Genomic DNA, 26,007 nt, shown 5'->3' on the forward strand with positions numbered 1-26,007 from the left:
AGGCGTTGGGGCGACGCTCGCACGGCCTATGACTTCGCCGCAGCCAGGAGGGCGCTCGCCAGCTTGCGGACCGCCCCCTCGATCTCGCCTGGCGTATAGGCCGCAAACCCCATGAGAAACCCGGGCTCGGGCTTGCCGCCGGCGTAAAGCGCCGACAGTCCCATGATCTCGATCCCCACACGTCGCGCGGCATCGACGGCTACGGCCTCCGAGATCACGCCCGTCAGTGCGCACGGCATCTGCAGGCCGCCATCGGGCACCCGTGCTTCAAGGAACTGCGGCAGATGTTTTCCGACGAGCGTCGCCAGAAGGTCGAGCCGGTCCGCATAGATGCCGCGCATGCTGCGCACATGGGCGCCGAAATGCCCACCTTCCATGAACCGCGCAAGCGTCAGCTGCGCCATCGGCGCGGAGTGTCCGTCAAGCAGCGTGCGCGCGACGGTCATCGGCTTGACCAGCTCGGGCGGCAGAACGGCGTAGCCGATCCGGAGGCCCGGAAAGAGCGATTTGGTGAAAGTTCCGATGTAGATCGTTCGGTCGTGCGGATCGAGGCCCTGCAGGCAGGCCGTCGGCTTGCCGGCATAGTGGAATTCGCTGTCGTAATCGTCTTCGATGATCCAGGCCTGATGGCGGCTGGCCCATTCGATCAGCGCCAGACGGCGATCGAGCGCCAGCGTCGCGCCGGCCGGGAACTGGTGCGAGGGCGTCAGAAACACCGCCTTGACCTTGCGTGTCTCCGCCTTGATCTGGTCGACGGCGATGCCGTGGCGGTCCACGCGGATCGGCACACATTCGAGCCCCGCCGCATCGAACGCCTTGCGTGCGCCGTAGTAGGCCGGATCCTCGATGAAGATACGGTCGCCGGGATCGAGCAGCATGTTGGCGCACAAGGTCAGCGCCTGCTGCGAGCTGGTGAGGATCAGCACCCGTTCGGCCGTGGCACGGGCGCCGCGTTCAAGGTTCACATAGTCGGCAATGGCACGGCGCAGCTCTTCGATCCCTTGCGGGTCGCCGTGAAGCAGCGCCCGTCTGCCTGTTTCCCGCAAGACCTGCCGTCCGAGGCGCTCCCAGAGTGCGAGCGGAAAACTGCGCGTCTCCGGCACGCCATGGGCGAAGGGGCGCGGCAACAGCTGCTCGCTGACGCCGCCGCTGCCGAACATGGCATTGCCGCGCCTGCTCAAGGCCGGCGCCTGGTTGAGCGACTGCGTGCGTCTTGGAGACTGGCGCCTGCCGGGCGCAAACTCCGTCACCTCGGCCACGAAGCTGCCGCTGCCGACGCGCCTGTCGATAAAGCCTTCGGCATGAAGCTGGCCATAGGCCGCTTCGATCGTATCGCGCGACACGCCGAGGGATTTGGCCAGCGCCCGCGAAGCCGGGAGCGGCTTTTTCGGCCCAAGCGCACCGTCGAGGATCAGCTGTCGGATCGCCCGCTGGATACGCCCATGAAGCGGCATGCCCGCCTGGGCGGGCTGGGCAATCCATGCCTTCACGGACTCGAGTTGCGAATGCTTGAACAAATGGTCTGGCCAGATTGAGGAAAATGGATGGGCATATCGGGCCAATGACTGGCTATTTGTCAACGCCGCTTACCAGTCCTTCCCGAAAATACAGGAGCCCGATAGATCATGACCTCCCATGTCTCCCCGTCATCCCTTCGCTTTAACGATCTTGCCCATCCCATCGTCGCGGGCCTGATCTCCGTCATCGTCAATTATGGCGGCACCTTCATCCTGGTTTTTCAGGCCGCGAAGGTGGCTGGGCTCAGCCCCGCGGTGACGGCGTCCTGGGTCTGGTCGATATCCATCGGCGTGGGACTGACAGGGCTCTGGCTGAGCTGGCGCTACCGCGAGCCGATCATCACCGCCTGGTCGACGCCGGCCGCAGCCTTTCTCGTCACAGCGCTTGCGACCACGCCCTACGCCGAAGCCATCGGCGCTTACATGATCTCGGCCTTGGCTTTCGTCGCGCTCGGGCTTTCGGGCTATTTCGAGAAGGTCATCCGGCTGATCCCGCCAGGCATCGCCGCTGGCATGCTCGCCGGCATTTTGCTGCAGTTCGGCATCGGCGCATTCGGCGGCGCAAGCGTCGACCCGTTGCTCGTTGGCCTGCTGATCGTCGCCTATGTCGTCCTGAAACGCTTCTCCGCCCGCTATGCCGTGGTGGGCATTCTCGTCCTCGGGCTCCTGTTCCTGCTCGCAGAGGGCCGGGTCGACCTGTCGGGCCTGAAGCTCGAGTTCGCGGCCCCCATTTTCACGATGCCGGAATTCTCCCTGAACGCGCTGCTTTCGGTCGCTTTACCGCTGTTTCTGATCACGCTGACCGGCCAATACATGCCGGGAATGCTGGTGTTGCGGAATGACGGCTTCAAGACCAGCGCCAACCCGATCGTCACCGCGACGGGCCTCGGCTCGCTGATCATGGCGCCTTTCGGCTCGCACGCCTTCAACATCGCGGCAATCACGGCGGCGATCGCCACCGGTAAGGAGGCCCATCAGGATCCGTCCAGGCGCTGGATCGCGGGTATCGCTGCGGGCTTTTTCTACGTGCTCGTGGGCGTGTTCGGCGTCACGCTTGCCGCCGTGTTCATGGCGTTTCCGGCAACCTTCATCACCACGCTTGCGGGCCTTGCCCTGCTTGGCACGATCGGGGGCAGCCTTGCGGCAGCGACAACCGACCCGGCCTCCCGTGAAGCGGCGCTCGTCACGTTCCTGGCCTCCGCCGCCAATATCAAGCTGCTCGGCATCGGCGGGGCCTTCTGGGGCCTGGTGATCGGCCTTGTCGCCTACATCGTTCTGAACAGCCGCCTGCCGCAGCGTCAGGGGAGCAAACTGCCTTTGAGCGAGGGCGCAGCAAAGTAACAGGATAACCGGATCCCGCCGCGTTTGGCGACCGCATCCGTGATGCGCGGCCCTATGGTGGGTCTGGGTCCGTCTCGCCGCCCCGCCCTTCCAGGAAGATCGGCAAAATCCACAACAATAAACCAAACGTTTCGGCGGATGGCGGCAAGACAGGCCGCCATCCGCCATCCACAGGCGAAGTCACAAAGTGACCATCGCTTTGGCGCGACCAAGCCTCACCGTCCTTGACGTCAAGGTCACCGCAGAACTCACGGCGAACCGCCTATGCCGTCCTCGCCGACGCCGATGCAAACGCCAGGTTGTTGCCGCTGGACAAGAGAAACGTAACGCTATAACACAACGAATGTTACGTTATTACATTATAGGAGATTTTATGTCCCGCTCCGGTTTGCCCGCGCTTTTTGCCACGACCATTCTTGCGACCCTCGCCTTTCCGTTGGCCTCCCATGCCGAGGAAGAACAGCAGCGCGAGACCTGGCGTATGTTCATTGCCGACCACACCAAGCCCGTGGTCCGCGCCATCGATCTGGAAACGGACAAGGAAATCGGCCGTTTCGACCTTGAGGGCTACGCCGCCCTTTCGCTGAGCGATACCGGGCGCACGGTCTTTGCCGTCCAGGGCGAACAGAACCTGATCCATGCCATCGACACCGGCATCGCCCTTTCCGATCACGGCGAGCACCGAGACATCGAAGTCAAGGAACCAAGGCTTCTCGAGACGACGATCCGCGGACAAAAGCCGGGCCACGTGGTTGCCCATGGTGACGATCTCGCCATCTTTTACGACCGCGGCGGCAAGTTCGATCTGCTTGGCGAAAGCGCGCTTCTGGACGGCAAGGCGGAACTCAAGGCCTACGACACGACCGCCGCACACCATGGCGTCGCGGTCTCGACCGGCAACCATCTTCTCGTTTCGGTCCCGAACCTCGAAGCCCCGGTCAAGGAAGGCGAGCTTCCTCCTCGCCTGGGTCTGCGCGTCCTCGACAAGGAAGGCAAGCAGGTCGGCGATGTCGCAACCTGCACGGGGCTCCACGGTGAAGCAACGTCCGCACGTCTGGTCGCCTTCGGTTGCGCCGAGGGTGTCCTGGTCGCGCGTCCGGGCGGGCTCGACGGCCCCAAGCTCGAGATGCTCGCCTATGGCGACAAGCTGCCGGAAGGCAAGGTCTCGACCCTGCTCGGCGGCACCTCGATGCAGTTCTTCCTTGGGAACTACGGAGAGGACAAGGTGGTGCTGATCGACGCCGACGCGAAGGAACCCTACCGCCTCGTCGAACTGCCGCTGCGGCGGGTCGACTTCATCCTCGATCCGGCAAAGTCACGCAACGCCTACGTCCTAACGGAGGACGGCAAGCTTCACCTGCTCGACGTCGTGGATGGCGTGATCACCAAATCGGAGACCGTCACGGAACCTTACAGCAAAGACGGTCACTGGCGCGACGCAAGGCCCCGCCTGGCCGTCGCCGGCAACCACCTCGCCATCACCGATCCGCGCCAGAGCCTGGTGCGCCTGATCGACACGGATACCCTGAAGGAAACCCGCACGATCGCAGTCGAAGGACAACCCTTCGCGATCGTCGCAGCCGGCGGATCGGGTGCAACCCACTAGGAAATACAGGCAATAAAGTCTGGGCGCCGGCCGAAGGGCCGGTGCTCATCAGCAGGTGAGCCGACTGAATGCCCATGATCGCTTGGCCTTTGCTCTCGAAGGGCCGGCACCCTCTCCAACTGCCCGATCGAAGAGCGCCGACCCGCCGCCCAGAAAGTGCTCGTCCGGCACAAGTGAGACTTCGAACAAATGTCGATGTCTCTAGAGACGCCAGTCGATCAAGCGCGACTGTTCGGCGTGGTCGATCGCCACACCCGACCGCAGTGCCACCGGAGAGTGATCTCCCCACCCGCTCTCCCAGCAGCTTAAGAAGCAAGACCAATGCTCGGCGAGCATTCACGAGTGCCTGGCGCCACACCCACCCGCCAGCTTCAGCGCGCCGACCACAGGCGGATCACGCACGAGAAACACGATGAGGCCGTATCGCTCCCGGATCAGGCGGCTCACATGGCTGAAGAACCGGGCCTGGCTTTCCAATAGGCCGCCTCCGGCAAAAACCGGGCCGGGTGCCCCACGCCGGTGAAGCCTGCCGACCAGATCTGCAAGACTGGACGCTCCGTCCTCCAGAACGCGCCCGGCGATCCTGGAGCCACGTGCTGCAACCTCGAAGATCGCCGGTACGTGGCATGCCAGGGAAGCCGCAGACGGCGCCTCCGCCAACCGCTCGTTCGCGCGCAGAAGTCTTGGGATCGTCAGGCTCTCCATCAGCGCCTGCGAAAGCTGGCGATCCGGCATTCCAAGATCCTCGGCGGCGAGTGCCTCCTGAAGGGCGCGCCGAACCAAACCGGCCCCGCCGCCGTCATCGCCAATGAGCCATCCCCAGCCGCCGGCCGATATCAGCGTGCCGGCGCGGTCTCTCGCGACAGCAATGGACCCCGTTCCGGCAATGAGCGAAATGCCTCGCCCATGGCCTGCAGCCGCAAGCAGCTCTGCGTCGTTCACGACCCGGATGTTCCACCCCGTCACATCACGAAGCGCGGTCTCGCAACGGCGGAGTGCCTGTTCGTCGTTGCAGCCGTTCGCCCCCATGACAACCTTCGACGGCGTAACCCCATCGAAGGTCGCCTCCACGAGGCGCTTCAACCGAAGGCAATCCTCGTCGGAGTAGCTGGCGTGCCTCCAGGCAACCGTCGAAACCTGATGATCGGCCCGAAGGACTCCGTCGTGAGCGATCATCCAGCGCGTCTTGGTGCCGCCGACATCGATGCCTAGAGCGACTTCGGGCGCCCGCATCAGATCTGTTGCCCGAGGCTTGCACCATCGCCGACGGCAACGACACCCCCGATGATCACCGACTTCACGTTGAGATCACGGTCGAGCACCACGAAGTCCGCCATCTTGCCCGTCTCGATGCTTCCGATGTCGCCGGCAGCGCCAACCAGTTCCGCCGGCGTCAGCGACGCCATCCGAATGACCGAAGGCAGATCGCGTCCGACGGCATGCGCCATCGTTCGAACCATCCGGTCCATCCCGTGCATGGAACTTGCAAGGCTTCCATCGGCGCCTCTGACCGAATTGCCGTCGCTGAACACCCAGGTGCCGTCATCTTCCGAGCCGAACCTGTACTTGCCGGGAGGCGCATCCATGGCGCGGTTCGCGTCCGTAACCAGGCAGGTCCTTTGCGGGCCGATCATCTCGAAGGCGAAGCGCAAGAGATCGTCGGAGAGATGGATGCCATCAGCGATCACCTCGGTGCTCATCTCGTCGTTCATGAGAACATATTGTTCCATGCCCGCCTGCATCGGCGTGCCAAAGCGCTGCCGCAACGACGACACGGAGCTCATTGCGCACCAAAAGTGATCGACATGCCGCATGCCAAGCGCGAACGCCGCCTCCAACTCGCCCCATGCCGCATTCGAGTGGCCGCAGGTGATGAAGCAGCCTTGCTGGCGCGCGAACTCGAAAAACTCGAGCGCGCCTGGCAGCTCGGATGCGCATGTCGCGATCCGGACGATCTCCTTGGTCAGGAAGTATTCGTACTCTTCCCGAACGGGATCCCGGCGGCCTTCCTTAGAATGGACCCCAACCTTGTCCTCGGCGAAATAGGGACCGTAGAAGTGCACGCCGGCGATCCGGGCACCATCCGAGGGCAACCAATTCGAATGCACGTTTTCGCACGCTTTGATCATCGCATTGAGTTGCTCGAACGATCCGGTGGTCGTTGTCGGGAACACCGAGGTGGTGCCATGTCGCGCATGGGCGCGATTGACCGCCCTTACCGCTTCAGCCGTGCCATCCATGTAGTCTGCGCCCGCGGCCCCATGGATGTGGATATCGACAAAACCAGGGCAAATAAAGTGATCGGACATGTCGAGTACGGTCGCGGTCTCGCCAATTTCCCAATCGGCCGCAACGTTCGCAATGCGATCACCGCGGCATTCGACCACCGCGTTTTCCAGAACCCTGTTCGGGAGGACGACATTTCCTTTGATAGCCAAAGCGCTCATCACATAATCCTTGTTGAGATCTTGTGATTCCTGTATATGCACGAATACGTACAATCGTGCAATCTGGATGGAGCAAAGAAATTGGAATCGACCCCGGACGAGCGCCGTAAATTCATTCTTGCTGAACTGCAGTCAAAGGGCCGACTTTCCACCGCCGACTTGGCAGAGCGCTTCTCGCTGTCGGAGGACACGGCACGGCGCGATTTTCGGGAACTCGCAGCCGACGGCCTGATCAAGCGCGTTCATGGCGCTGCCCTCCCGGTGACGCCCGGTGAACAACCCTTTCAGGGGCGATACAAGATTGCCAGGGACGTAAAAACGAAGCTTGCACGCATCGCCGCCGAGATCGTTCTGCCCGATCAGATCATCATGATCGATGGCGGGACCACCAATCTCGAGCTTGCCAAGCATCTGCCACTGGACTTGAGGGCAACAGTCATCACCAACAGCCCAACCATTGCGACGGCGACAGCCGAACACCGAAACCTCGAGGTCATCCTCCTCGGCGGGGTCTTCGACAAGCGGAGCCAGATGACCTTAGGCGCGCGTGTCCTCGAGCAGATCCACGCCCTGAGCGCGGACATCTGCTTTATCGGCGTTCATGGTCTCCATGAGGAGTACGGACTGACCACCGCCGGCTATGACGAAGCGGCGGTCAAAGCCGCGATGCTGCAGGTGTCTGCCGAGGTGGTCGCGATCGCGACACCTGACAAGATCGGAACCGTCGGCGCCTACAAATTTGCCCCGCTCTCGGCGGTCGATGTTCTGGTGACCGACCGCAGTGTCCGCGACAACCCGACTCTGGAGAAAGTCAGCGCCAAGGTCTTGACGGACTGACCCTTGCTGCATCGGTGGCGGCGATCCGAATAGTGGAAATCCAGCGTTGCCTGCACATAGCCGCAAGTGTGCGAAAGCGGCGTTGAAAGATCAGATCACGTGTTTTTCACAAGGTAGTCGCGCAATCTGTTTTTCAAGCTCTGAACGACCTTTGGGTGGCCCAGGAATTCGGCAATGGACATGAGGGCCCATTGCTGGCCCTCGTCGCCGAATCGTATCGACCCGAAGCCATCTTCAAGCTCGGCAACGAAGAAATAGCTTCCGGGCTCCGTCGGGGTGGCGGCTGGATAGTGCTGTTCCCACACGATCCACTTCGGATCGATCACGATGTCGAATTCTTCGCGGGTCTCCCGGATTGCGCACTCCAGCGGACTTTCATCCTCTTCGCGCCCACCGCCGGGGAGGTCCCACATGTCCGGAAACGGAATTTCCGGCTTGTTGTCACGCTGATAGGCGATCAATTGCCCTTGGTGGAGCAAAGCGATTTTTGCGCCTTTGAAAGGAATGGAGGTCACCTAATAATCACTTCTCAATCTCGTCCAGCGAACCCGTCGCCGACACTAAACTACAGCGCGAGATCGTCGTCGACGCAAGCCTGCTAGCGAGCTCAACCCATCTCCAACACCACACCGTCTCAGGGCATTGGATCGCGCATCCAGTTTGCGCGGCCCTTTCCCATCCTTTTGCCCGATCCGTCATTTTAAGGCTGCCTTAAGGTAGCGGCTTGATCGCTCCGCCCTCGTATGAAGACGAGGACGCAAGAACGATGCGGAAAGCAAGTCTGCTGGCACTGGTTTGGGTTTTGATTGCGGCGATCCTGCCGGCCCGGGCGCTCGAAGCGCCCCTGCCGATGGATGAGGCCTTCGTGCCTGCAATCGCCAGGCAGGACGACGGCCGGCTGGCGATCACATGGAGGATCGCCGACGGTTACTATCTCTACAGGGACTTCCTGGCAGCAGAAGATGAGGGCAAGCAACCGATCGTCCTGCAGACCGAACCGGGCACGGTCAAGGACGACCCAGGCTTTGGCACGACCGAGGTCTATTATCGGAGCGCTTCGGCCTGGGTCGCCGATGCGCCTCGGACCGTTCGCCTCACCTATCAGGGCTGCCAGGATGGTGGGCTGTGCTATCCGCCGACAACGCGGACAATCGATACCGCCGCGATGACCATCAGCAAGCCGGTGGGTGGCTTTGCCTTTGCACCTGCCAAGGACGCACGCCCCGTGGAAGCACCGGATACAGGGTTTTCCATCGCAGCTGACGCCGGCGAGACGGCGGTCGATCGGCTGATGACCGGGGGCGGGCTTGCGCTGCTTCTTGCCGGCTTCCTCGGCTTCGGACTGCTGCTCGCCTTCACGCCCTGCGTCTTCCCGATGTATCCGATCGTCGCGGCCATGCTCGCGCGAGAGGGAAAGGGACTGACCGCAGGACGCGGTTTCGTGCTCGCATCCGCCTATGTGCTGGCTCTGGCATCCGCCTTCGGTCTCCTTGGCATCGCGGCCGCATGGTCGGGGCAGAACCTGCAGATCATGCTGCAATCGCCCGTCGCAATCGGCGTGGTCGCGGCACTGTTCGTGCTGCTGGCGCTCTCCAGCTTCGGGCTCTTCGAGGTCAAGCTGCCGGCAGCGATCGGCAACCGCCTAAGCGGCGGCCGGCAGAAGGGCGGTTCGGTCGGTGCTGCCGCCCTGCTCGGTCTTTCCTCCGCCTTCCTCATCGGCCCTTGCGTCACCGCGCCGCTCGCCGGCGCTCTCCTCTACATTGCCCGGACCGGTGACATTGCGGTCGGCGCACTCGCCCTTTTCGCGCTTGGACTTGGCAAGGGCATTCCGCTGATCATCATGGCAACGATCGGCGGCCGGGCGTTGCCGCGCACCGGCGCGTGGATGGAACGTGTCCGGCACGTCTTCGGCTTTGCCTTTCTGGGAACGGCGATCTGGCTTGTGACGCCACTGGTGCCGGAGCGATTCCTCCTCCTGCCCTGGGCCGTGCTGGCCCTTGCTTTCGGCATCTACGCGGGCGCTTTCGACGGGCTGCGCCCGACGCGCGGCTATGGCGTGCTGGCGCGCTTGACCGCTGTCGTCTCGCTCATTTGGGGCAGTCTCCTGCTGGTGGGCTTCGGCCTTGGAGCCAGCGATCCGCTCACTCCGCTCGGTCCGCTCAAGGGGGCAGCGAGCGTTGGGCAGACGGCCACCATTCAGAAGTCGGACTTTACCAAGGTCGGCTCGGCCGGTGCACTCTCCAGCCTTCTCGACACCGCAGCCGCCGACAGGCAACCGACCCTGGTTTATGTCACCGCGGACTGGTGCGTCACCTGCCGCACGATCGAACGCTCCGTGCTGACGGCGCCTGATGTCGTTGCCGGCCTCAACGGCGTCCGGCTGGCAAGCCTCGACGTCACCACCCTCGATGCGGAGAACGGCGCGCTGATGCGCTCACTTGCCGTCGTCGGCCCGCCGACCATGATCTTCTTCGACCGCAGCAAGGAGGAGGCGCCCGGTACGCGCCTCGTCGGCGAAATCACGGCCGGCTCGCTTGCGGAGGCGGCACGGATCGCCAAGGGTGGTGCGCAATGAACGCCATCGCGATTGGTCCCTTCGCCTTCTCTGCCGATCGCTTTTCGGTGATCGTCGGCCTGGTCGTGTTCATGCTGATCGGTTCTCTCCTTGCTGCGCGCGTCGACAACCGGCTTGGCAACTTTACGACGGCGGCCACACTTTTGGGCGTTGTCGGCGCGCGGGCGGGGCATGTGCTCGCCCATGCCGAGAGCTTCCTGCAGGAGCCGTTGCGCGTTCTCGCCATCTGGCAGGGCGGCTTTTCCCCGACAGGCGGCCTCCTCGGCGTTCTCCTCGCCGTGGTGATCCTCTGGCGAAGAGCACCAAAAGCCGCACCTTGGGCGATCTTGCCGCTCGCTGCCGGCCTCTTCGTCTGGGTCGTCGTTACAACACTCACCGATAGCGGCGCGGCACCCCGTGCGCCGGAAACGTCCTATGCTGTGCTCGCACGGGACGAGACCCTTGCCATCGCCGAGCGCAAGGGCCGGCCGGCGGTTCTCAATCTCTGGGCAAGCTGGTGTCCGCCCTGCCGGCGGGAAATGCCGATGATGGCGGGGATGGCGGAAGGCAATCCCGAGGTCGACTTCCTCTTCGCGAACCAAGGCGAAAGCCGCGCTGCGATAGAATCCTATCTGCGCCAAACCGGCGTCGACCTGGAAACCATCCTTCTCGATCCTTTCTCGGACCTATCCCGGCACTACGGCGCGATCGGCCTTCCCGCCACACTTTTCATCAATCCGGACGGTACGCTCGCCGCGACACATCTCGGCGAAATCTCGCGCGAGGCAATCGCCGAGCGGCTCGCCGCCTTTTCATCTGAGGACAGGAAGCAGACAGAATGATTGCTCCAGCCTTTCCGACTTCCGCCGTTTGCCTGCGCGGCATGGTCCTTGCCATCGCCACACGCGCCGTCGCTTTCGGCGTCACCCCATTCGCACAGGGAGAAATCTGATGCTCACCCGCAGAACCGTTCTGACCGCCACGGTCACGACCGCCGCCGCCGTGCTTGTCGGAGGCCTACCATCCTTCGCCCAGCAATTGAGTAAGGAGGAAGTGTTTTTCGACAAGGACGCGCCTGTCCTCGGCAATCCGAAGGGCGATGTCACGATCGTCGAATTCTTCGACTATCAGTGCCCCTACTGCAAGAAAGTGCATCCGACGGTCGAAAAGGTGGTCAAGGCCGACGGCAACGTGCGGCTCGTGCTGAAGGACTGGCCGATCTTGGGCGAGGCCTCTGTCTTTGCCGCGCAAGCGGTGCTTGGAGCCGCCCAGATCGGCAAGTACCAGCCGGCGATGGAAGCACTGATGAAGACCAAGGCGAGGCTGTCGCAGGACGACATCGAGAAAGCGCTGATCGGCGCAGGTCTTTCGATGAAAGAGCTGACCGCAGCCGTGAACACGCATAATGCCAAGATTTCCGGACTGCTCGACCGCAACTACAGCCAGGCACTCGCCTTCAATTTCGCTGGCACGCCATCCTTCGTCATCGGCTCGGCGATCATTCCCGGCGTTCTGGATGAAAAAGGACTGAAGGACGCCATCGCCAAAGCGCGGGGCTGAAGCGCGAACGTGGTGCGCTTACCAGACGCGGCTACAAATGCGGCCAGGGGCCGATTGCGTGCGAGATGACCGATTGAAAGGGTCGCGCGCCGAGAGGTTCGGCCGGGTTAGTTCGCCGACCGCTCCACATGGACCAAGCCACCTCATAGGCCATAGGCCGCCTTGCCGCGGCCTATCTGAGTGAAGACATCCTTAAGCGGAGAATTTCACCGTTACGCCGCGCTGCCGAAAGTATGCCTGCATCAGCTTCCGTCCGGAACGGTTGTTTTGCACGAGCCTGGTCGGATCGAAGACGGCCTCTTTCAAACCAGCCCGCGTCAATGCTGCCTTGAGCGTCGCGATATGAAGATCGATGTCGGCATTGTCTGCCTGCAGCGATGCGTAAATGCGATCTGTTGCCTCTGCTACGGTCGGTTCGCTCACTCTACACTCCTGTTGCTGTCTGCCGGCGTTCGGCACGCCTCTCGGCTTGGCCCTATTTGCTGGCGCCGCCAACGTCAATCGCGAGACGGCAAAATGTGCTTCCGGAAGAGCGCAACAAGGCCGTGGAGCAGGTTATCGAAGGTGCCGGTTTGACGCCTCGACGAAGGCTTCGAAAACGCGAGCGCCCGGATGGCTGTCCGCATCCAGCATTTCAGGGTGCCATTGCAGCCCCATGGCAAAGGTCTGCGAGGCGACCTCGATCGCTTCGACCACTCCATCGGGGGCTCGGGCAGTCACGGTCACGGCATCGGAGACCTCGACGATCGCCTCACGATGAAACGTGTTCACGGCGAATGTTTCGACGGCAAGGATCTCGGCCATTCTGGTGCCGGCGACGATGCTGACGTCATGCGAGAAATTGGCCTGGTCGTGATTGAGCGCGCCGGGCCACGACGAATGGACATCGGAAACCATCCGGCAACCGTTGAGGCAGCCGAGCATCTGCATGCCGTTGCAGATGCCGAGCACCGGCTTGTCGCGCGCAAGGAAGCTCTCCATCAATGCCATGTCGACGGCCAGTCGATCCGAGGACGGATACTGGGATTGGTCACCTTCGACATACCAGCTTTTCGGGAAGTTGATGCGGCCGCCGACGCTTAGGAACCCGTCAAACTCCTCGACGACCTGGTCGACGATGTCAGGGATATAGGGAATGCCGAAGGCAAAGGCGCCGGCGCGGCGCAGAGCGGAGAAGTAGTTTCTCGAGACGTCATAGCGCCCGCCACCCGCACTGGTGTTTTCATCCATGATCACGGCGATCTTCGGCATGCGTTTCATTGGCTCATCCTAGATTTCAAAGATTCCACGTTCGGACATCGAGCAACCTAGCCCATCTTTACCGCAGGGCGGAACGGGGCTTCGCTCAACACATGCCATCGGTTAGGCCACAGCCATCCGAACCCGATGGTTTCGGCCGATCTCGATCAGCTCGGATCGCACGGGGGCAGTAAAGACATCCGGCGCGGTGCTGCCATCGGAAACGAAGCTGCGGCCGGCAAGGTGCGGCACGGCGGCGTCGCCCGCCTGCCTCGCCGCCGGCTTCAGTGCCGCATCCGGATCGGGAATGGCGGCAATCAGCCGGCGCGTGTAGGGATGAGTGGGTGCTTCGAAAATCTCGCGCCAGCCGCCCTCTTCCACGACTTCGCCGAAATACATCACCAACACCCGGTCGCTCATATGCTCCACCACGCTCAGATCGTGGCTGATCATCAGATAGGACAGGCCGAGCTTTTCCTGAAGGTCGAGCAGAAGATTGATGATCTGCGCACGGATCGACACATCGAGGGCAGAGACCGGTTCATCGAGCACGACGATTTCAGGCTCGAGGATCAGCGCGCGGGCAATACCGATGCGCTGACGCTGACCGCCGGAGAATTCGTGCGGATAGCGCCCGGCCTGTTCGGGCGTCAGGCCGACATTCTTCAGCATCGCCTCGATGCGGCCCTCGATTTCCGAGGCGGCGGCAACACCGTGCAGGCGCAGCGGTGCAGCGAGCGAAGTGCGCACGGACTGGCGCGGGTTGAGCGAGGCATAGGGATCCTGGAAAACCATCTGCACCGCCTTCGCCCGGTCCATCCGGTGCGGCGCGCCAGGCCCCGCCAGCGGCTGACCGCGATAGCGGATCATGCCCTCGGTCGGTTCCTGCAGGCCGAGGATGGAGAGCGCCGTCGTCGACTTGCCGCAACCGGACTCGCCGACGATCGACAGGCATTCGCCCTTGGCGAGCTCGAAGCTGATGCCGTTGACGGCGTGGAGCGTACGTCGTCCTTTGCCGAGCAGACCACCGCCGGAAATCGGGAAACGGACGTGGAGATCGTCCACCTCTAGCAGCGGAGCGGTCATGGCTGGCTCCCTTCCATTTCACGGGGCGTGATGAAGCGGCTTTCCGTCAGCTTGGAGCGGTCGTCGATGATGCTGTCGATATCGACGAGCCGCTGCCGCCCCTGTTCGCTGCGGCTGCCAAGGCGCGGCAGAGCGCCGAGCAGGCCGCGGGTGTATTCGTGCTTCGGGCTTTCAAAGAGCGCCCGCGTCTCGTTCTCCTCGACGAGGCAGCCCGAATACATCACCCCGACGCGCTGGCAGATGCTGGCGATGACGCCGAGGTCGTGGCTGATGAAGAGAACGGCCGTGCCGCGTGCCGCACAGAGTTCCTTGATCAGGCGCAGCACCTCGGCCTGCACGGTCACGTCGAGGGCCGTCGTCGGCTCGTCGGCGATCAACAGGTCCGGACTGCAGGCAAGCGCCATCGCGATCATCACCCGCTGGCGCAGTCCGCCGGACATCTGGTGCGGGTAGTTCTTCGCACGCCGATCAGGATTGGGCACGCGCACGTTCCCGAGCGCCTCGACGGCGAGCTTTTCGGCTTCCGCCCAGCTTTTTCCCTGATGCAACACGAACATCTCGGCGATCTGTCGCCCGACCGTCGAAAGCGGGTTCAGCGCCGTCATCGGCTCCTGGAAGATCATGGCGATACGGTTGCCGCGCAGCCGCCGCATCTCACGCTTCGGCAGTGCCAGCAGGTTCTGCCCCTTGAACAGTATCTCACCGCCGGTGACGGCGAGAGGCCGTTTCAGAAGGCCCATGACGGCAAGCGATGTGACCGATTTTCCGGAACCGGATTCGCCGACGAGGCCATAGGCTTCGCCGGGCATGATCTGGAAGGAGACGCCCTTCAGCAGCGGATGGTGGCTGGAACGGCCGAGCGAAACGCCAAGCTGGAGGTCCTTGATGTCGAGAAGCGGCGCGGTCATGGCTTGCGCGTCCTCATATGCGGATCGAGGCTGTCACGCAGTCCATCGCCGAGGAGGTTGAAGCCGAGCACCGAAAGAAAGATGGCAAGGCCGGGAAAGAGCGCCGCCCAGGGGGCGAGCTGGATAAGTTGGCGGGCATCGGTCAACATCGAACCCCAACTCGGAAACGGCGGCTGGATGCCGAGCCCGAGGAACGAGAGCGCCGCCTCAGACAGCACCGCCGACCCCATGCCGAGCGTCGCCATGACGAGGATCGGCCCCATCATGTTCGGCAGGATTTGCGTGAACATGATGCGCAGGTCGCCATAGCCCAGCGTCTGGGCGGCCTGCACGTAGCCCTGCGATTTCAGCGACAGCGTCGAAGACCGGGCGATGCGGCAGGTCCAGCTCCAGTTGGTGAGGCCGAGCGCGATCAAAAGCGACGGCAGCCCGGGGCCGAGCACCGCCATCACGGCAAGCGCGAAGATCAGTGAGGGGATCGCGAGCATGACGTTGGTCAGGCCGTTGACCAGGTCGTCCCACCAGCCGCCCCAATAGCCGGCCGTCATGCCGAGCGTGACGCCGATGATCGAGTTGATCACCTGCGACACGATGCCGACGGTCAGCGAGATCTGCGCGCCGTAGAGAATGCGGGTATAGACGTCACGTCCCTGCGCGTCCGTGCCGAACCAGAAGGTGGCGTCCGGCGGCAGTTCGGAATTCATCAGGTCCGCATCGAGCACCGGGTCGAAGGGTGCGATCCAATGGGCAAGGAGACCGGCGAAGATGACCAGCGCCGTCAGCGTCGCACCGAGCCAGAAGTTGAAGCCGAGGCGCATGGGCGTCACTCCTGCTTGATGCGCGGATCGATCGCGGCATAGACCAGATCGACGGCGGTATTGATGATCAGGAACCACAGCACGATGACGAGGATCGTGCCCTGCACCACGGGAATGTCGCGGATCGCCACGCTGTCGACCAGGAGCGAACCGATGCCGGGCCAGGCGAACAGCTTTTCGATGACGACCGCCTGGCCGATCAGCGAGCCGAACTGCAGGCCGACCGTGGTGACGATCAGCACCAGCGCATTGCGGGCCACATGCCAGCGCACCACCTTCGCCTCGCTCATGCCTTTGGAATGGGCAGTGCGGATGAAATCGGCGTTCAACACGTCGAGCACGCCGGCCCGCGTGGTGCGCGCAAGCAGCGCCAGCGGTGTGACGCCGAGGGTCACGGCCGGCAGGATCAGGTTCTGCAACGAGCCGTCGCCATAGCCGAAACTGGGCAGCCAGTTCAGTTGCAGCGCGAAGAGGTACATCATCAAAAGGCCGAGCCAGAATTGCGGCATGGAGAGGCCCGAAACCGCGCCGATCATCGTCACGGTATCGAGGATCGAACCGGGCCTGAGTGCGGCAAGAAAACCGAGCGGCACGCCGACGACGATGGCAAAGACCATGGCGGCAACGGCCAGCTGAAGCGAGGCGCCCATGCGGTCACCGATGAGGTCGATGACCGGCTGGCGCGTGCGGAAACTGGTGCCGAGATCGAACTGCGCGAGATCCGTGACATAGGTCACGAAGCGCTCCATCAGCGGCTTGTTCAGACCGAACTCCTCGTTGAGGCGAGCGATCATCTGCGGATCGGCGGCGCGCTTGCCGTCAGCAAAGAGGCTGGCCGCGAAGGTACCGGGGACGACGGAGAAGATAACGAAGATCAGCAACGCCACCACGACGATCGTCGGGACGACCTGCAGACTGCGGCGCAGGGTAAAACGAAGCATGAGCGGTTCCATTTTGGCCACCCGGCTGGGTGGGACAACTGATGTGTGGGGCGGCCGAAGCCGCCCCGAACCTCTCAAGGGCTATTTGCGTGCGTCCGGAGCCGTGTCGTCGATCCAGATCTCGTCATAGGGCTGGACCGCCAGTTCCGTGGCGTTCGGGACAAGGCCGTGGATCCAGGGCTGGTAGGCCATGACCGCCTTGTTGTAGTTGAAGAACCAGACCGGCGCATCGTCCTGCACGATGTTGTTGGCCTGGCGAAGCAGATCGCCCTGCTTGGCCGGGTCGCGTTCCTGCTGGGCCGCCTCATAGAGCTTGTCGAAATCCGGGCTCGAATAGCTCGCGTAGTTGCAGGCCGACTGCGCCGTCTTGGAATAGAAGCAACGCAGCGCATTGAGCGGGTCGGGACCGGACAGGTTCGACCAGATGAAGGCCTGGAAGTTGTTCGAGGTCACGGCATCGCCAAGCGCCGAGCTTTCGACCGGTTTCGGCTTCACGGTGATGCCGACCTTCTTCAGCATCGGCAGGATGGCTTCGACAATCGGCACGCCCCAGCTTTCGTTCGGGCTCGCCGTCACTTCGAATTCGAAGCCATCGGCATAGCCTGCTTCCGCAAGGAGAGCCTTGGCCTTCTCAGGATCGAAGGCGTAGGGCGCCTTGTCCTTGTCGAAGGCCGGCGAAGAAAGCGGCAGCCAGCCGGAAGCCGGGTAGGCCTTGTTCTTGACGAGCCGTTCGATGATCAGTGGCGCGTTGATCGCATGGTTGATCGCCTGGCGGACGCGCTTGTCCTTGAAGGGTTCAAAGGCCGGGTTGAAGCCGATGTTGCGCGTATAGACCTCGGCGACTTCGAGCAGGTGGTCCTTGAGCGCGTCCTCACCCTGATAGGCCTGGTACTGGGTAGGCCCGAGGATGGAGACATCGATTTCCTTGTTGCGGAATGCGACGTCGCGCGCGGCGTCCTCGGCCATCAGCACGATGTTGATGCGGTCGAGATAGGGCTTGCCCTCCTCGTAGTACTTGTCGAACTTTTCGACGACGACCTGCGAACCCGGCACGTGTTCCTTGAAGACGAAGGCGCCGAGGCCGACGGGGGTCTTGGCGAAGCTCGATTCATCCTCGACATTCGACGGATAGATCACCGTGGTGTTCTGCATCAGCGGGAAGCCGGGGTTGATCGGTCCGGTATAGGTGATCTCCAGCGTGTGGTCGTCGATCTTCTTCAGACCGGAAATCTCCTCGGCCTTGCCGGCGATGAACTCATCCGCACCCTTGATGACGGCAATATAGCTTGCACCCGGGAAGGCGTTCTTCGGGTTGGCGATGCGCTTGTAGCTGTAAATGATATCGTCGGCCGTCAGCGGCTTGCCGTTGTGGAAGACGGCATTGTCGCGCAGGCGATAGGTGTGCACCGTACCGTCCTCGGACACCTCTTCCGAGCTCGCGAGTTCCAACACCGGCTTGTTCTGGATCGAATCCCAGCTGTAGAGGGCGCGGTGGATCGCCTGGGTGATGAATTCTTCCTGCGTGTTCGGGCTTGCCTGAACGTCGAGCGTGGCGAAGCTCGAGCCGTATGGGGCGGTGAAGACGAGTGTTCCCCCATGGCGCTCGCCGGCGGCAAGCGCTCCGGTTGCCACCCCGAGGCCGAGCATTGCGGCCAATGTCAATCTTTTCAGCATGCTGTTTTCCCTCTCGTGCCGTTTTCGGCTTTGTGTTGGTCAGTCCGGCAGGCCGTCAGCGCGCGTCATGCACGACGCGGCCTGCAAGCAGGGTCATCAGGCAGCGCGTGCCTGAGAGGATGGTGTCCGCCGGTGCTTCCAGCAGGTCGTTGTCGAAGACGGCAATATCGGCCCATTGGCCCGGCACCAGTTTGCCCTTCACGCCCTCGGCCTTCTGCGAATAGGCGCCGTACTCCGTGTAGGCCTGCAACGCTTCCTCGCGGCTCAGCTTCTCCGTCTCCACCATCACGGTGCCCTTGCCGGTCTTGCGCGTGATCATGGCGTGAAGGTTCGGGAAGGGGTCGGGCGAGCAGACCGGCGAGTCCGAGCCTGTCGAGGGCTTGAGGCCCATGCGCATCCAGGTGCCGATCTGGTAGGACGCCTTGCCGCGCTCATCGCCGAGCACCGAGATGTAGCTGTCGCCGAAGTCGTGGATGAAGGCCATCTGCGGCGCCGGCAGAATGCCGGCCGCCTTCATGCGCCGATCCTGCTCGGGGCTCGAGAAGCCACAATGCTCGATGCGATGACGCCGATCCGGATCGGGATTGGCGGCCAGCGCTTTTTCGTAGGCGGTGATCAACTGCTCGATCGCGCCGTCGCCGATCGCGTGGCAGGCCATCTGATAACCCCGGTCGTGGCAGGATTTGACGATCGCCTCGACGTCGGCATCCGGCAGCATCTGTACGCCGATATTGTCGGGCTCACCAAGATAGGGCTTCGACATCCAGGCGGTGCGCCCGCCGGCCGAGCCGTCGAGGAAGATCTTCACGGCACCGACGCGCAACAGGTCGTCACCCGCGCCGGAAATAAGCCCCGCCCGCCAGGAATCCTCGACGATCGAGACGCCGGGATCGCCCAGCAGCGTCAACCAGACGCGCACCGGCAAGCGTCCGGAAAGCTTGGCCATCTCATAGGCCTGGATTTCGGCAAAGCCGGCGAGTTGGCCGACTGCCGCATCCATGCAGCTGGTGATACCGAGCGACAGAAGATAGCGCCCGGCCCGCTCGATGCCGTCGATCAACTCCTTCGTCGTCACCTCGGGAATGGCCGTCTTGATGAGGTTCTGCGCGTTTTCCGCCAGGAACCCGTTGAGGCGCCCGTCCGTGGTGCCGATCACGCCGCCGTCCGGCACCGGCGTCGCCTCGGTGACACCGGCCAGGCTCAGCGCCAGCGAATTCGCGATGGCCACATGGCCGCAGGCGCGCGTCAAGAGCACGGGATGATCCGGCACGGCGCGGTCGAGCTCCTCGCGGGTCGGATGCCGGCCGACATCGAGCTTGACCTGATCATAGCCCCGCGCCCGCACCCAGGCGCCTTTCGGCGTGGCGGCGGCGCGTTCGGCGAGCTTTTCCATAAGGCCGGCAAGCGTCGGCGCGGCGGCAGGCGTCGCATCGACCCAGCCCATGGTGATGCCGGTGGAAATCAGGTGCAAGTGATTGTCGATGAGACCGGGGCTGGCAAAACGGCCTTGGAGATCGATCACCTCGGTATGCGGCCCCTTGAGGCTCGCCATCTCGGCATCGCTGCCGGTTGCCAGAACCTTGCCCTGCCAGATGGCAACGGCTTCGCTGGTCCCCTCCTCCCTGCCCCGCCAGATACGGCCGTTGTGCAGAATAAGATCAGCGTGAAGCTGGAAGGCCATTAACAATCCCCCTTTTGTTATCAGCTTGATTTCGTGAGCCTCCTCGCTGCCTCGAAATCAGAACTGTTTGCCTTGGGTGCAACGTGGAAGGTTTGTCGGGGTTTGGCTAATTCGCTTTTAGCAAAGGCTGATGCAATATCGGCATAGCGATATCTTTCCAAGGACTTATGATCCCCTCAGCTGCAACGCAGGGGAGATCTGGGAATGGAGATCAAGTGGCTGGAGGACTTCGTGACGCTTGCCGACACATCGAGTTTTTCGCGCGCTGCCGAGTTGCGCAACGTGACTCAGCCTGCCTTCAGCCGTCGCATCAAACAGCTCGAGCGCTGGCTCGGCGCAACACTGATCAACCGCGCCACCATGCCGGCGGAACTGACGTCGGCAGGCCGCAGTTTCCTGCCCATAGCACAGGAGGCAATCCGAACCTTCTATGCAGCACGCGAGTCGCTGCGCCCGTCGCACGAAGAAGGCCTCATCCGCTTTGCCGCGCTCCATACGCTGACGGTAACGATCTTCCCGGGCTGGCTCAAACTGCTGGAAAATGCAGGTGGCGCACCTCGCTGATGCCCGACCGCGGCGGCATCGAGGCCAACCTTGATGCCCTGATCGGCGACGAGGCGGATTTCTTCCTGACCTATGCGCATTCGGAGGTGCCGTTCCATCTCGACCGCGCACAATTCTCGTCGTTGACGATCGCCCATGACCGGCTGATCCCGCTCGCCGCGGCAAAGGTCTCCATCCCCGATGGCACGCTAGCGGGACTGCACATCCTCGACCGGGCCGTGGCGCAGCCGCGCCTCTCCATTCCCTATCTGAGCTACGGGTTCAATTCCTTCTTCGGTGTCGCCCTTTCGCGTCTCATGCTGCGGCGCCCGCCCTTTCGGCGTCGCACCACGCATGAAAACACGATCAGCGCAGGGCTGATGAACATGGCCATGACAGGTGCCGGCGTTTGCTGGCTGCCCGAAAGCCTTGCCCGTGACGCGATCGATGCCGGGGCTCTCGTACCCGCTTCCGCGGATCGGGGCTGGAATCTCGACCTCGAAATTCGCCTCTACCGTCACGCTGCAACGCGCAGCCGCAGGGTCGAAGATCTTTGGCAGACGGCAAAGCTCCTGCTGGAACGCGAGCCCGCCTAGACAGGCTCGCGGAAAGTCCAACACGCGCAATTCGCCGTGTCGCGGACGGTGGTCTAAATCTTGACCTTCAGCGCACGCGGATCGTAGGCCGGCGCCAGATGCACCGTCGCGGCATAACGAACGCCGGCAAGATCGATCTCGAAGCGCTCCCCTTCGAGGAAGGTTTTGTCCACGCCTCCAGGGTTTTCAAGCAGTCCGAGCGCGACCGAACGCCCGAGCGTGTGACCGTAGGCGGCAGAGCGGACCTCGCCGACCGGTTTTCCCGCACGCAGGATCAGTTCGCCGCCCCAAAGCATCGGCAACGGATCGTCGAGTGTAAGCTGCACGATGCGACGCGACGGCGTGCCCTTGGTCTTTGCAGCCACGAGCGCATCGCGGCCGACGAAGCCGTCGGGTTTTCCCAGAGCAACAGCAAAGGCAAGACCGGCCTCGTAGGGGTTGATGTCGGGTGTCAGTTCCCGGCTCCAGGCGCGATAACCCTTCTCCAGCCGCAACGCCTCAAGCGCATAGTAGCCGCAATCCATGAGGCCGAACGCGCGACCGACCTCGTGCAGCGCCTCGTAAACACCGACGGCGAATTCTGTCGGCACGATCAGTTCCCACCCGAGTTCACCAACATAGGTCATTCGGTTGGCAAAGGCCGTGGCGTAGCCGATATCGATCTCGCAAATGGTCGCGAAGGGAAAGCCCTCGTTCGAGATATCGGCCGAGGTGAGCTTCGCGAGAATGTCGCGCGACTTCGGCCCCATCAGCGCCAGGACTGCATAGGACGACGTCACGTCGGTCAACGTCACGTGGGCGTCCGCGGCAAGGTTCTTGCGGATCCAGTCCGCATCATGCACCGCTTGGGCCGAACCTGTAATCAGCAAGAAACGATCGGCGGCAAGTCGCATGACGGTCAGGTCGCTCTCGTAGCCGCCCCGGGCATTCAAGAGGCCGGTGTAGACGGAACGGCCGATCTCGCCGTCGATGTCGGCAGCGCAGATGCGATTGAGCGCTGCTGCCGCATCCCGCCCCTGGACAAGCAGCTTGGCGAAGGAGGTCTGGTCGAAAATGCCGGCAGCCTCGCGCGTCGCCTTCATCTCGCGCCTGACCGCTTGATGCCAGTTCTGCCGACCGAAGGAATACTCGGTCGCCGGGCGCTCGCCTTGTGCGGCAAACCAGTTGGCCCGTTCCCATCCCATTTTCGAGCCGAAGCAGGCGCCCTTGGCGGCAAGGCGATCGTAGAGAGGCGAGCGGCGGAAGGGGCGCGCCGTATCGAGCTCCCGATTTGGCCAGGGCATCGCATAGTGCAGACCGAGCGTTTCCTTGACGCGATCGTGCAGCCAACGCGGATTGTTGTTGAAGCCGGCGAAGCGACGGATATCGACCGGCCAAAGATCCATGGTCGGCGCGCGGTTGACGATCCACTCAGCAAGCGCCCGTCCGGCCCCGCCGGCGCTGGCAATGCCCATGGAATTGAAGCCTGCGCCGACGAAGAAGTTCTTCAGTTCCGGCGCCTCGCCGAGAATGAAGTTGTTGTCCGCAGTAAAACTCTCCGGGCCATTGTAGAACTTCTTCACTTCTGACGTCGCAAGCTGCGGCACGCGCTGCAGCGCATTGTGCATCAGGATTTCGAACTGGTCCCAATCGTCAGGCAGAAGCGCGAACTCAAAATCATCGGGAATGCCGGCCATGCCCCAGGGCTTGGCTTCCGGCTCGAAGCCGCCCATGACGAGCCCGCCGACTTCCTCCTTGAAATAGATGTATCCATCAGGATCGCGCATGACAGGCAGATCCGGATGCACGCCCTCGATGCGGCCGGTGACAATATACATGTGCTCGGCCGAGTGCAGCGGCACGGTGACGCCACACATCTGGCCGACCTTGCGCGCCCACTGCCCGGCGCAGTTGACGACGATCTCGGCGGCAATGGCGCCCCGATCGGTTTCGACGCCGGTGACGGCGCCGTTCTTGGTCGAAATACCGGTCACTCGGACGCGCTCGATCACCCGCGCGCCGCGATTGCGTGCGCCCTTGGCCAGCGATTGCGTGAGGTCTGTCGGATTGGCTTTGCCGTCGCCCGGCAGCCAGACGGCGCCAACGAGATCGTCGATCGCCATGACCGGCCAGAGGTCCTGCGCCTCCTTCGGCGAGATCACCTCGATCGCCACCCCTTGTGCACGGGCCGAGGCGGCCGTGCGTTTCAACACGGTCATGCGGTCTTGCGTGCGGGCAACCGAGAGCGAGCCGCAATTCTTCCAGCCGGTGGCAAGTCCGGTTTCGGACTCCAGCTCGCTATAGAGCTTGGTCGAGTATTTGATCAGGCCCGTCATGTTGGCGTGGCTGCGCAGCTGACCGACGAGACCGGCCGCATGCCAGGTCGTGCCACCGCTCAATTGACCCTGCTCCAGCAAAACGACGTCGTTCCAGCCAAGCTTGGTCAAGTGATAGGCGACCGAGCAGCCGATGATACCGCCACCGACGATGACGACCTGTGCGTGTGTTGGAAATTCCTGTGCCATGAAACGACCTCCCGAACCCATGGAAGGCCGCACGGTAACAAAACGCGAGCAAAGAACAAGACATAAAGTTACAAAATATTACATTTCACAATTCTGCGACGACCAAGGCTGGACCTTTGCGCTCAAGCGCCTCGCGGATCGCCTCCGGCGGATGCCGGTCGACAATCACTCCGGCCGCCGCTTCGAACCGCGGAATGCGAAGCGGAGTCAGTCGTCCGAATTTGGAACTGTCGAGGACGAAATAGGCCTTGGCCGCCGTTGCCACCATGCGCGAGCGCTGTTCGGCGCCACTGCGGGTAAAGTCGGTCACCTCGCCATCCGGCGACAATCCGCCGCCGCCCAGGAACGCAACATCGACACGGAAATGGCTGATGGCCTCGAGCGCATCGATACCGATGGCCGCTTCTTCATCCGGATCGATTTCTCCGCCGAGCATATGGACGCGCACCTGTGGCTGTCGGCACATCAAAAGCGCGATCGATAACGAAGTCGTACAAATCGTTAGGTTTTTTCGCCCGGACAGAGCATGGGCAACAGCGAGCGTCGTCGTGCCGGAATCAAGGAAGATCACCATGCCGTCGCGCACGAGCCCTGCTGCCGCACGGCCGATCAGCGCTTTTGGCCCGGCATTCTCCTCCCGCCGCTCGACAAAGGCTGCCTCGGTCGGCTCGAACAGGGTGGCGCCGCCATGGACAAGATCGAGCTGGCCGCGATCGGCAAGAAGCTTCAGGTCGCGCCTGATGGTCTGACGCGAAACATCGAAGAAGTCCGCAAGCTCGGTAATACCGACGGTACCATCGGCTGCAAGACGCCTGAGGATTTCGCCGTGACGACGGGGAGCAAGAGCGCGAGCGTTTTGTTGTTCTGACATGTGACTATCTGTGTCCATTTTTGTCCATTTGACAAGCCGCAACCCCAGTCCACGCCTCAGCGCAGGCGCAAGGGTAACCTAACTCCATCATTCGGCGCAAAATTCTTCGAATCTGAGCGAGATCGGGATTGGCAACGGTCATATATGTTGCATAATGTAACTATTCTTTCCAACTCGTACCAAGTTGAAGCCTTTCGTGATCAGGAAGAGACAATGCAACAGGCATGTGCACAGGCCCGCCACTTCACCTTCTACCTTCTCGATGGGTTCGCCCTGCATGGCTTCTCCGCAGCGATCGAAGCGCTGCGTCTTGCCAATGACGTTGTCGGCCGCCCGATATACGACTGGCACCTGGTAACGGCGGATGGCGAACCTGCCATCTCATCCTGCGGCACAGGCATCCCGGCAGCGGCGCCGCTCTCGGCCGAACGCACCCGATTTGTCCGTCGTGCTGACACGGGCTTCATCGTCGTCTGCGGCGGCCGCACGAAGCCGCCGGCCGACAGGGCCCTTGAGGCCTGGTTGCGATCAGGCGCGCGCAGCAATGCGTGCCTCGCCGGGCTTGGCGGCGGCGTCTACTGCCTGGCGCGTGCGGGGCTGCTTGATGAGCGTCGCTGCGCCGTCCACTGGGAACACTTTCCCGATTTCTCCGAACGGTTCTTCGTCGCAGACGCGCACCAGACCGCATTCGAAATCGACGGCGGGATCTACACCTGCGCCGGCGGCAACGCGCCCTTCGACATGTTCCTGCACATCATCGAAGCGGACCTTGGTCGGGACGTGGCCACCCGTATCTGCGAGGCAGCGCTCTGTGAGCGGCTGCGCGAGACCGGCGAGCGCCAGCGCCTGCCGCTGCAGGCGCGCCTCGGTATCGACAATCCGCTATTGATCCGTGTCATCGAAAAGATGGAGGCAAATCTTGCCGAGCCGTTGAAGCTCGCCGACATGTCACCATCGACCGGATTGTCCCGGCGCCAGATCGAGCGCCTGTTTCGAAGGGAAATGGGCCGCACGCCGGCGCGCTACTATCTCGACCTGCGGCTGGAGCGCGCCCACCTGCTGCTGCTCACCTCGTCCCTTCAGGTCATCGAGATTGCAGTCGCCTGCGGCTTTTCCACCGCCTCGCACTTTTCCCGCACCTACCGCGAACGCTACGGCCTTACGCCGCAGCGTTCGCGTCTCAACGAGATGGAGCGCCTGCGCGCCGGAAGCGGCCGCAAGGCTGTGATGGCGGAGCTTCGGGTGGCTTAAGGAGGGGCGCGGAAAAAGCGCCACCCTCTTCAG

21 protein-coding genes and 1 pseudogene are annotated in these 26,007 nt (G+C 62.8%); 8 read left to right on the plus strand and 14 right to left on the minus strand.

Features of this window, described 5'->3' with window-relative positions; translation table 11 throughout:
• Positions 1-26: 26 nt before the first annotated feature.
• On the minus strand, positions 27-1,517 hold the full coding sequence (locus ACIQUG_RS31525) for a PLP-dependent aminotransferase family protein (RefSeq protein WP_402326202.1): 1,491 nt from the start codon (positions 1,515-1,517) through the stop codon (positions 27-29).
• 108 nt (positions 1,518-1,625) lie between these two features.
• Here ACIQUG_RS31525 and ACIQUG_RS31530 point away from each other — a divergent pair, with 108 nt between their 5' ends.
• Both ACIQUG_RS31530 and aztD read left to right on the plus strand, forming a co-directional pair.
• The gene (locus ACIQUG_RS31530; protein ID WP_402326203.1) at positions 1,626-2,858 is read left to right on the plus strand and encodes a benzoate/H(+) symporter BenE family transporter; all 1,233 of its coding nucleotides are present in this window, start codon (positions 1,626-1,628) and stop codon (positions 2,856-2,858) included.
• Between the two features lie 373 nt (positions 2,859-3,231).
• Positions 3,232-4,464, plus strand: a complete 1,233-nt coding sequence (gene aztD, locus ACIQUG_RS31535; RefSeq protein WP_402326204.1) for a zinc metallochaperone AztD — start codon at positions 3,232-3,234, stop codon at positions 4,462-4,464.
• A 336-nt stretch (positions 4,465-4,800) separates the two neighbouring features.
• Here the strand turns inward: aztD and ACIQUG_RS31540 are convergent, their stop codons facing one another.
• Together ACIQUG_RS31540 and ACIQUG_RS31545 are read right to left on the minus strand one after the other, a co-directional pair.
• Complete coding sequence (locus tag ACIQUG_RS31540) at positions 4,801-5,697, minus strand: N-acetylglucosamine kinase (protein WP_402326205.1); 897 nt, start codon at positions 5,695-5,697, stop codon at positions 4,801-4,803.
• Entirely contained in the window at positions 5,697-6,911 is a 1,215-nt protein-coding gene (locus ACIQUG_RS31545; protein WP_402326206.1) for an N-acetylglucosamine-6-phosphate deacetylase, read from the minus strand. The genes ACIQUG_RS31540 and ACIQUG_RS31545 overlap by 1 nt, the downstream gene beginning before the upstream one ends.
• Before the next feature lie 81 nt (positions 6,912-6,992).
• On the opposite strand from ACIQUG_RS31545, the gene ACIQUG_RS31550 reads away from it, so the two are divergent.
• Positions 6,993-7,748 carry a DeoR/GlpR family DNA-binding transcription regulator gene (locus tag ACIQUG_RS31550; RefSeq protein WP_402326207.1) on the plus strand — a complete coding sequence of 252 codons (756 nt, stop codon included), beginning with the start codon at positions 6,993-6,995 and terminating at the stop codon, positions 7,746-7,748.
• A gap of 95 nt (positions 7,749-7,843) precedes the next feature.
• Here the strand turns inward: ACIQUG_RS31550 and ACIQUG_RS31555 are convergent, their stop codons facing one another.
• Entirely contained in the window at positions 7,844-8,263 is a 420-nt protein-coding gene (locus tag ACIQUG_RS31555) for an NUDIX hydrolase (protein ID WP_402326209.1), read from the minus strand.
• A 251-nt stretch (positions 8,264-8,514) separates the two neighbouring features.
• On the opposite strand from ACIQUG_RS31555, the gene dsbD reads away from it, so the two are divergent.
• The 3 genes from dsbD (at position 8,515) to ACIQUG_RS31570 (ending at position 11,862) form a co-directional block, all read left to right on the plus strand.
• Positions 8,515-10,323, plus strand: a complete 1,809-nt coding sequence (gene dsbD, locus ACIQUG_RS31560; protein WP_402326210.1) for a protein-disulfide reductase DsbD — start codon at positions 8,515-8,517, stop codon at positions 10,321-10,323.
• Positions 10,320-11,144, plus strand: coding sequence for a prolipoprotein diacylglyceryl transferase family protein (locus ACIQUG_RS31565; protein ID WP_402326212.1), 825 nt, complete (start codon positions 10,320-10,322; stop codon positions 11,142-11,144). Before dsbD ends, ACIQUG_RS31565 begins: the two co-directional genes overlap by 4 nt.
• A gap of 109 nt (positions 11,145-11,253) precedes the next feature.
• Positions 11,254-11,862, plus strand: a complete 609-nt coding sequence (locus tag ACIQUG_RS31570) for a DsbA family protein (protein ID WP_402326213.1) — start codon at positions 11,254-11,256, stop codon at positions 11,860-11,862.
• A 192-nt stretch (positions 11,863-12,054) separates the two neighbouring features.
• On the opposite strand, the gene ACIQUG_RS31575 is transcribed toward ACIQUG_RS31570, so the two are convergent.
• The 8 genes from ACIQUG_RS31575 to ACIQUG_RS31610 all read right to left on the minus strand — a co-directional run bounded on the left by ACIQUG_RS31575 (position 12,055) and on the right by ACIQUG_RS31610 (position 20,209).
• Entirely contained in the window at positions 12,055-12,285 is a 231-nt protein-coding gene (locus ACIQUG_RS31575) for a hypothetical protein (protein ID WP_192448382.1), read from the minus strand.
• Between the two features lie 132 nt (positions 12,286-12,417).
• On the minus strand, positions 12,418-13,122 hold the full coding sequence (locus tag ACIQUG_RS31580; protein WP_402326214.1) for a gamma-glutamyl-gamma-aminobutyrate hydrolase family protein: 705 nt from the start codon (positions 13,120-13,122) through the stop codon (positions 12,418-12,420).
• Between the two features lie 102 nt (positions 13,123-13,224).
• Entirely contained in the window at positions 13,225-14,187 is a 963-nt protein-coding gene (locus ACIQUG_RS31585) for an ATP-binding cassette domain-containing protein (RefSeq protein WP_402326215.1), read from the minus strand.
• Positions 14,184-15,095: an ABC transporter ATP-binding protein gene (locus ACIQUG_RS31590; protein WP_402326216.1), complete on the minus strand. Its 912-nt coding sequence runs from the start codon at positions 15,093-15,095 to the stop codon at positions 14,184-14,186. Before ACIQUG_RS31590 ends, ACIQUG_RS31585 begins: the two co-directional genes overlap by 4 nt.
• Positions 15,092-15,913: an ABC transporter permease gene (locus ACIQUG_RS31595; RefSeq protein WP_043620630.1), complete on the minus strand. Its 822-nt coding sequence runs from the start codon at positions 15,911-15,913 to the stop codon at positions 15,092-15,094. The genes ACIQUG_RS31590 and ACIQUG_RS31595 overlap by 4 nt, the downstream gene beginning before the upstream one ends.
• 5 nt (positions 15,914-15,918) lie before the next feature.
• Entirely contained in the window at positions 15,919-16,854 is a 936-nt protein-coding gene (locus tag ACIQUG_RS31600; RefSeq protein WP_402326217.1) for an ABC transporter permease, read from the minus strand.
• Positions 16,855-16,935: 81 nt separating this feature from the next.
• Positions 16,936-18,528, minus strand: a complete 1,593-nt coding sequence (locus ACIQUG_RS31605; protein WP_205239551.1) for an ABC transporter substrate-binding protein — start codon at positions 18,526-18,528, stop codon at positions 16,936-16,938.
• Between the two features lie 55 nt (positions 18,529-18,583).
• Positions 18,584-20,209, minus strand: coding sequence for an amidohydrolase (locus ACIQUG_RS31610; protein WP_402326219.1), 1,626 nt, complete (start codon positions 20,207-20,209; stop codon positions 18,584-18,586).
• 204 nt (positions 20,210-20,413) lie between these two features.
• Between ACIQUG_RS31610 and ACIQUG_RS31615 the strand changes: the two are divergent.
• Positions 20,414-21,348 (plus strand): annotated as a pseudogene (locus tag ACIQUG_RS31615) (LysR family transcriptional regulator).
• 53 nt (positions 21,349-21,401) lie between these two features.
• Here the strand turns inward: ACIQUG_RS31615 and ACIQUG_RS31620 are convergent.
• Together ACIQUG_RS31620 and ACIQUG_RS31625 are read right to left on the minus strand one after the other, a co-directional pair.
• Positions 21,402-23,852, minus strand: a complete 2,451-nt coding sequence (locus tag ACIQUG_RS31620; protein ID WP_402326220.1) for an FAD-dependent oxidoreductase — start codon at positions 23,850-23,852, stop codon at positions 21,402-21,404.
• Positions 23,853-23,937: 85 nt separating this feature from the next.
• Positions 23,938-24,723 (minus strand): DeoR/GlpR family DNA-binding transcription regulator, encoded by a 786-nt coding sequence (locus tag ACIQUG_RS31625; RefSeq protein ID WP_402326221.1) that lies wholly within the window; start codon positions 24,721-24,723, stop codon positions 23,938-23,940.
• A 213-nt stretch (positions 24,724-24,936) separates the two neighbouring features.
• Between ACIQUG_RS31625 and ACIQUG_RS31630 the strand changes: the two genes are divergently transcribed.
• The gene (locus ACIQUG_RS31630; RefSeq protein ID WP_402326222.1) at positions 24,937-25,974 is read left to right on the plus strand and encodes a GlxA family transcriptional regulator; all 1,038 of its coding nucleotides are present in this window, start codon (positions 24,937-24,939) and stop codon (positions 25,972-25,974) included.
• Positions 25,975-26,007 lie beyond the last annotated feature (33 nt).

The organism is Ensifer sp. NPDC090286, from assembly GCF_044769565.1.
Lineage (GTDB): Bacteria > Pseudomonadota > Alphaproteobacteria > Rhizobiales > Rhizobiaceae > Ensifer.

Coding starts and splice junctions, on each gene's coding strand:
- ACIQUG_RS31565 (WP_402326212.1), top strand. CDS start 10,320: ATGAACGCCATCGCGATTGGTCCCTTCGCCTTCTCTGCCGATCGCTTT.
- ACIQUG_RS31605 (WP_205239551.1), bottom strand. CDS start 18,528: ATGCTGAAAAGATTGACATTGGCCGCAATGCTCGGCCTCGGGGTGGCA.
- ACIQUG_RS31625 (WP_402326221.1), bottom strand. CDS start 24,723: ATGTCAGAACAACAAAACGCTCGCGCTCTTGCTCCCCGTCGTCACGGC.
- aztD (WP_402326204.1), top strand. CDS start 3,232: ATGTCCCGCTCCGGTTTGCCCGCGCTTTTTGCCACGACCATTCTTGCG.
- ACIQUG_RS31570 (WP_402326213.1), top strand. CDS start 11,254: ATGCTCACCCGCAGAACCGTTCTGACCGCCACGGTCACGACCGCCGCC.
- ACIQUG_RS31610 (WP_402326219.1), bottom strand. CDS start 20,209: ATGGCCTTCCAGCTTCACGCTGATCTTATTCTGCACAACGGCCGTATC.
- ACIQUG_RS31585 (WP_402326215.1), bottom strand. CDS start 14,187: ATGACCGCTCCGCTGCTAGAGGTGGACGATCTCCACGTCCGTTTCCCG.
- dsbD (WP_402326210.1), top strand. CDS start 8,515: ATGCGGAAAGCAAGTCTGCTGGCACTGGTTTGGGTTTTGATTGCGGCG.
- ACIQUG_RS31540 (WP_402326205.1), bottom strand. CDS start 5,697: ATGCGGGCGCCCGAAGTCGCTCTAGGCATCGATGTCGGCGGCACCAAG.
- ACIQUG_RS31600 (WP_402326217.1), bottom strand. CDS start 16,854: ATGCTTCGTTTTACCCTGCGCCGCAGTCTGCAGGTCGTCCCGACGATC.
- ACIQUG_RS31545 (WP_402326206.1), bottom strand. CDS start 6,911: ATGAGCGCTTTGGCTATCAAAGGAAATGTCGTCCTCCCGAACAGGGTT.
- ACIQUG_RS31530 (WP_402326203.1), top strand. CDS start 1,626: ATGACCTCCCATGTCTCCCCGTCATCCCTTCGCTTTAACGATCTTGCC.
- ACIQUG_RS31620 (WP_402326220.1), bottom strand. CDS start 23,852: ATGGCACAGGAATTTCCAACACACGCACAGGTCGTCATCGTCGGTGGC.
- ACIQUG_RS31630 (WP_402326222.1), top strand. CDS start 24,937: ATGCAACAGGCATGTGCACAGGCCCGCCACTTCACCTTCTACCTTCTC.
- ACIQUG_RS31580 (WP_402326214.1), bottom strand. CDS start 13,122: ATGAAACGCATGCCGAAGATCGCCGTGATCATGGATGAAAACACCAGT.
- ACIQUG_RS31590 (WP_402326216.1), bottom strand. CDS start 15,095: ATGACCGCGCCGCTTCTCGACATCAAGGACCTCCAGCTTGGCGTTTCG.
- ACIQUG_RS31595 (WP_043620630.1), bottom strand. CDS start 15,913: ATGCGCCTCGGCTTCAACTTCTGGCTCGGTGCGACGCTGACGGCGCTG.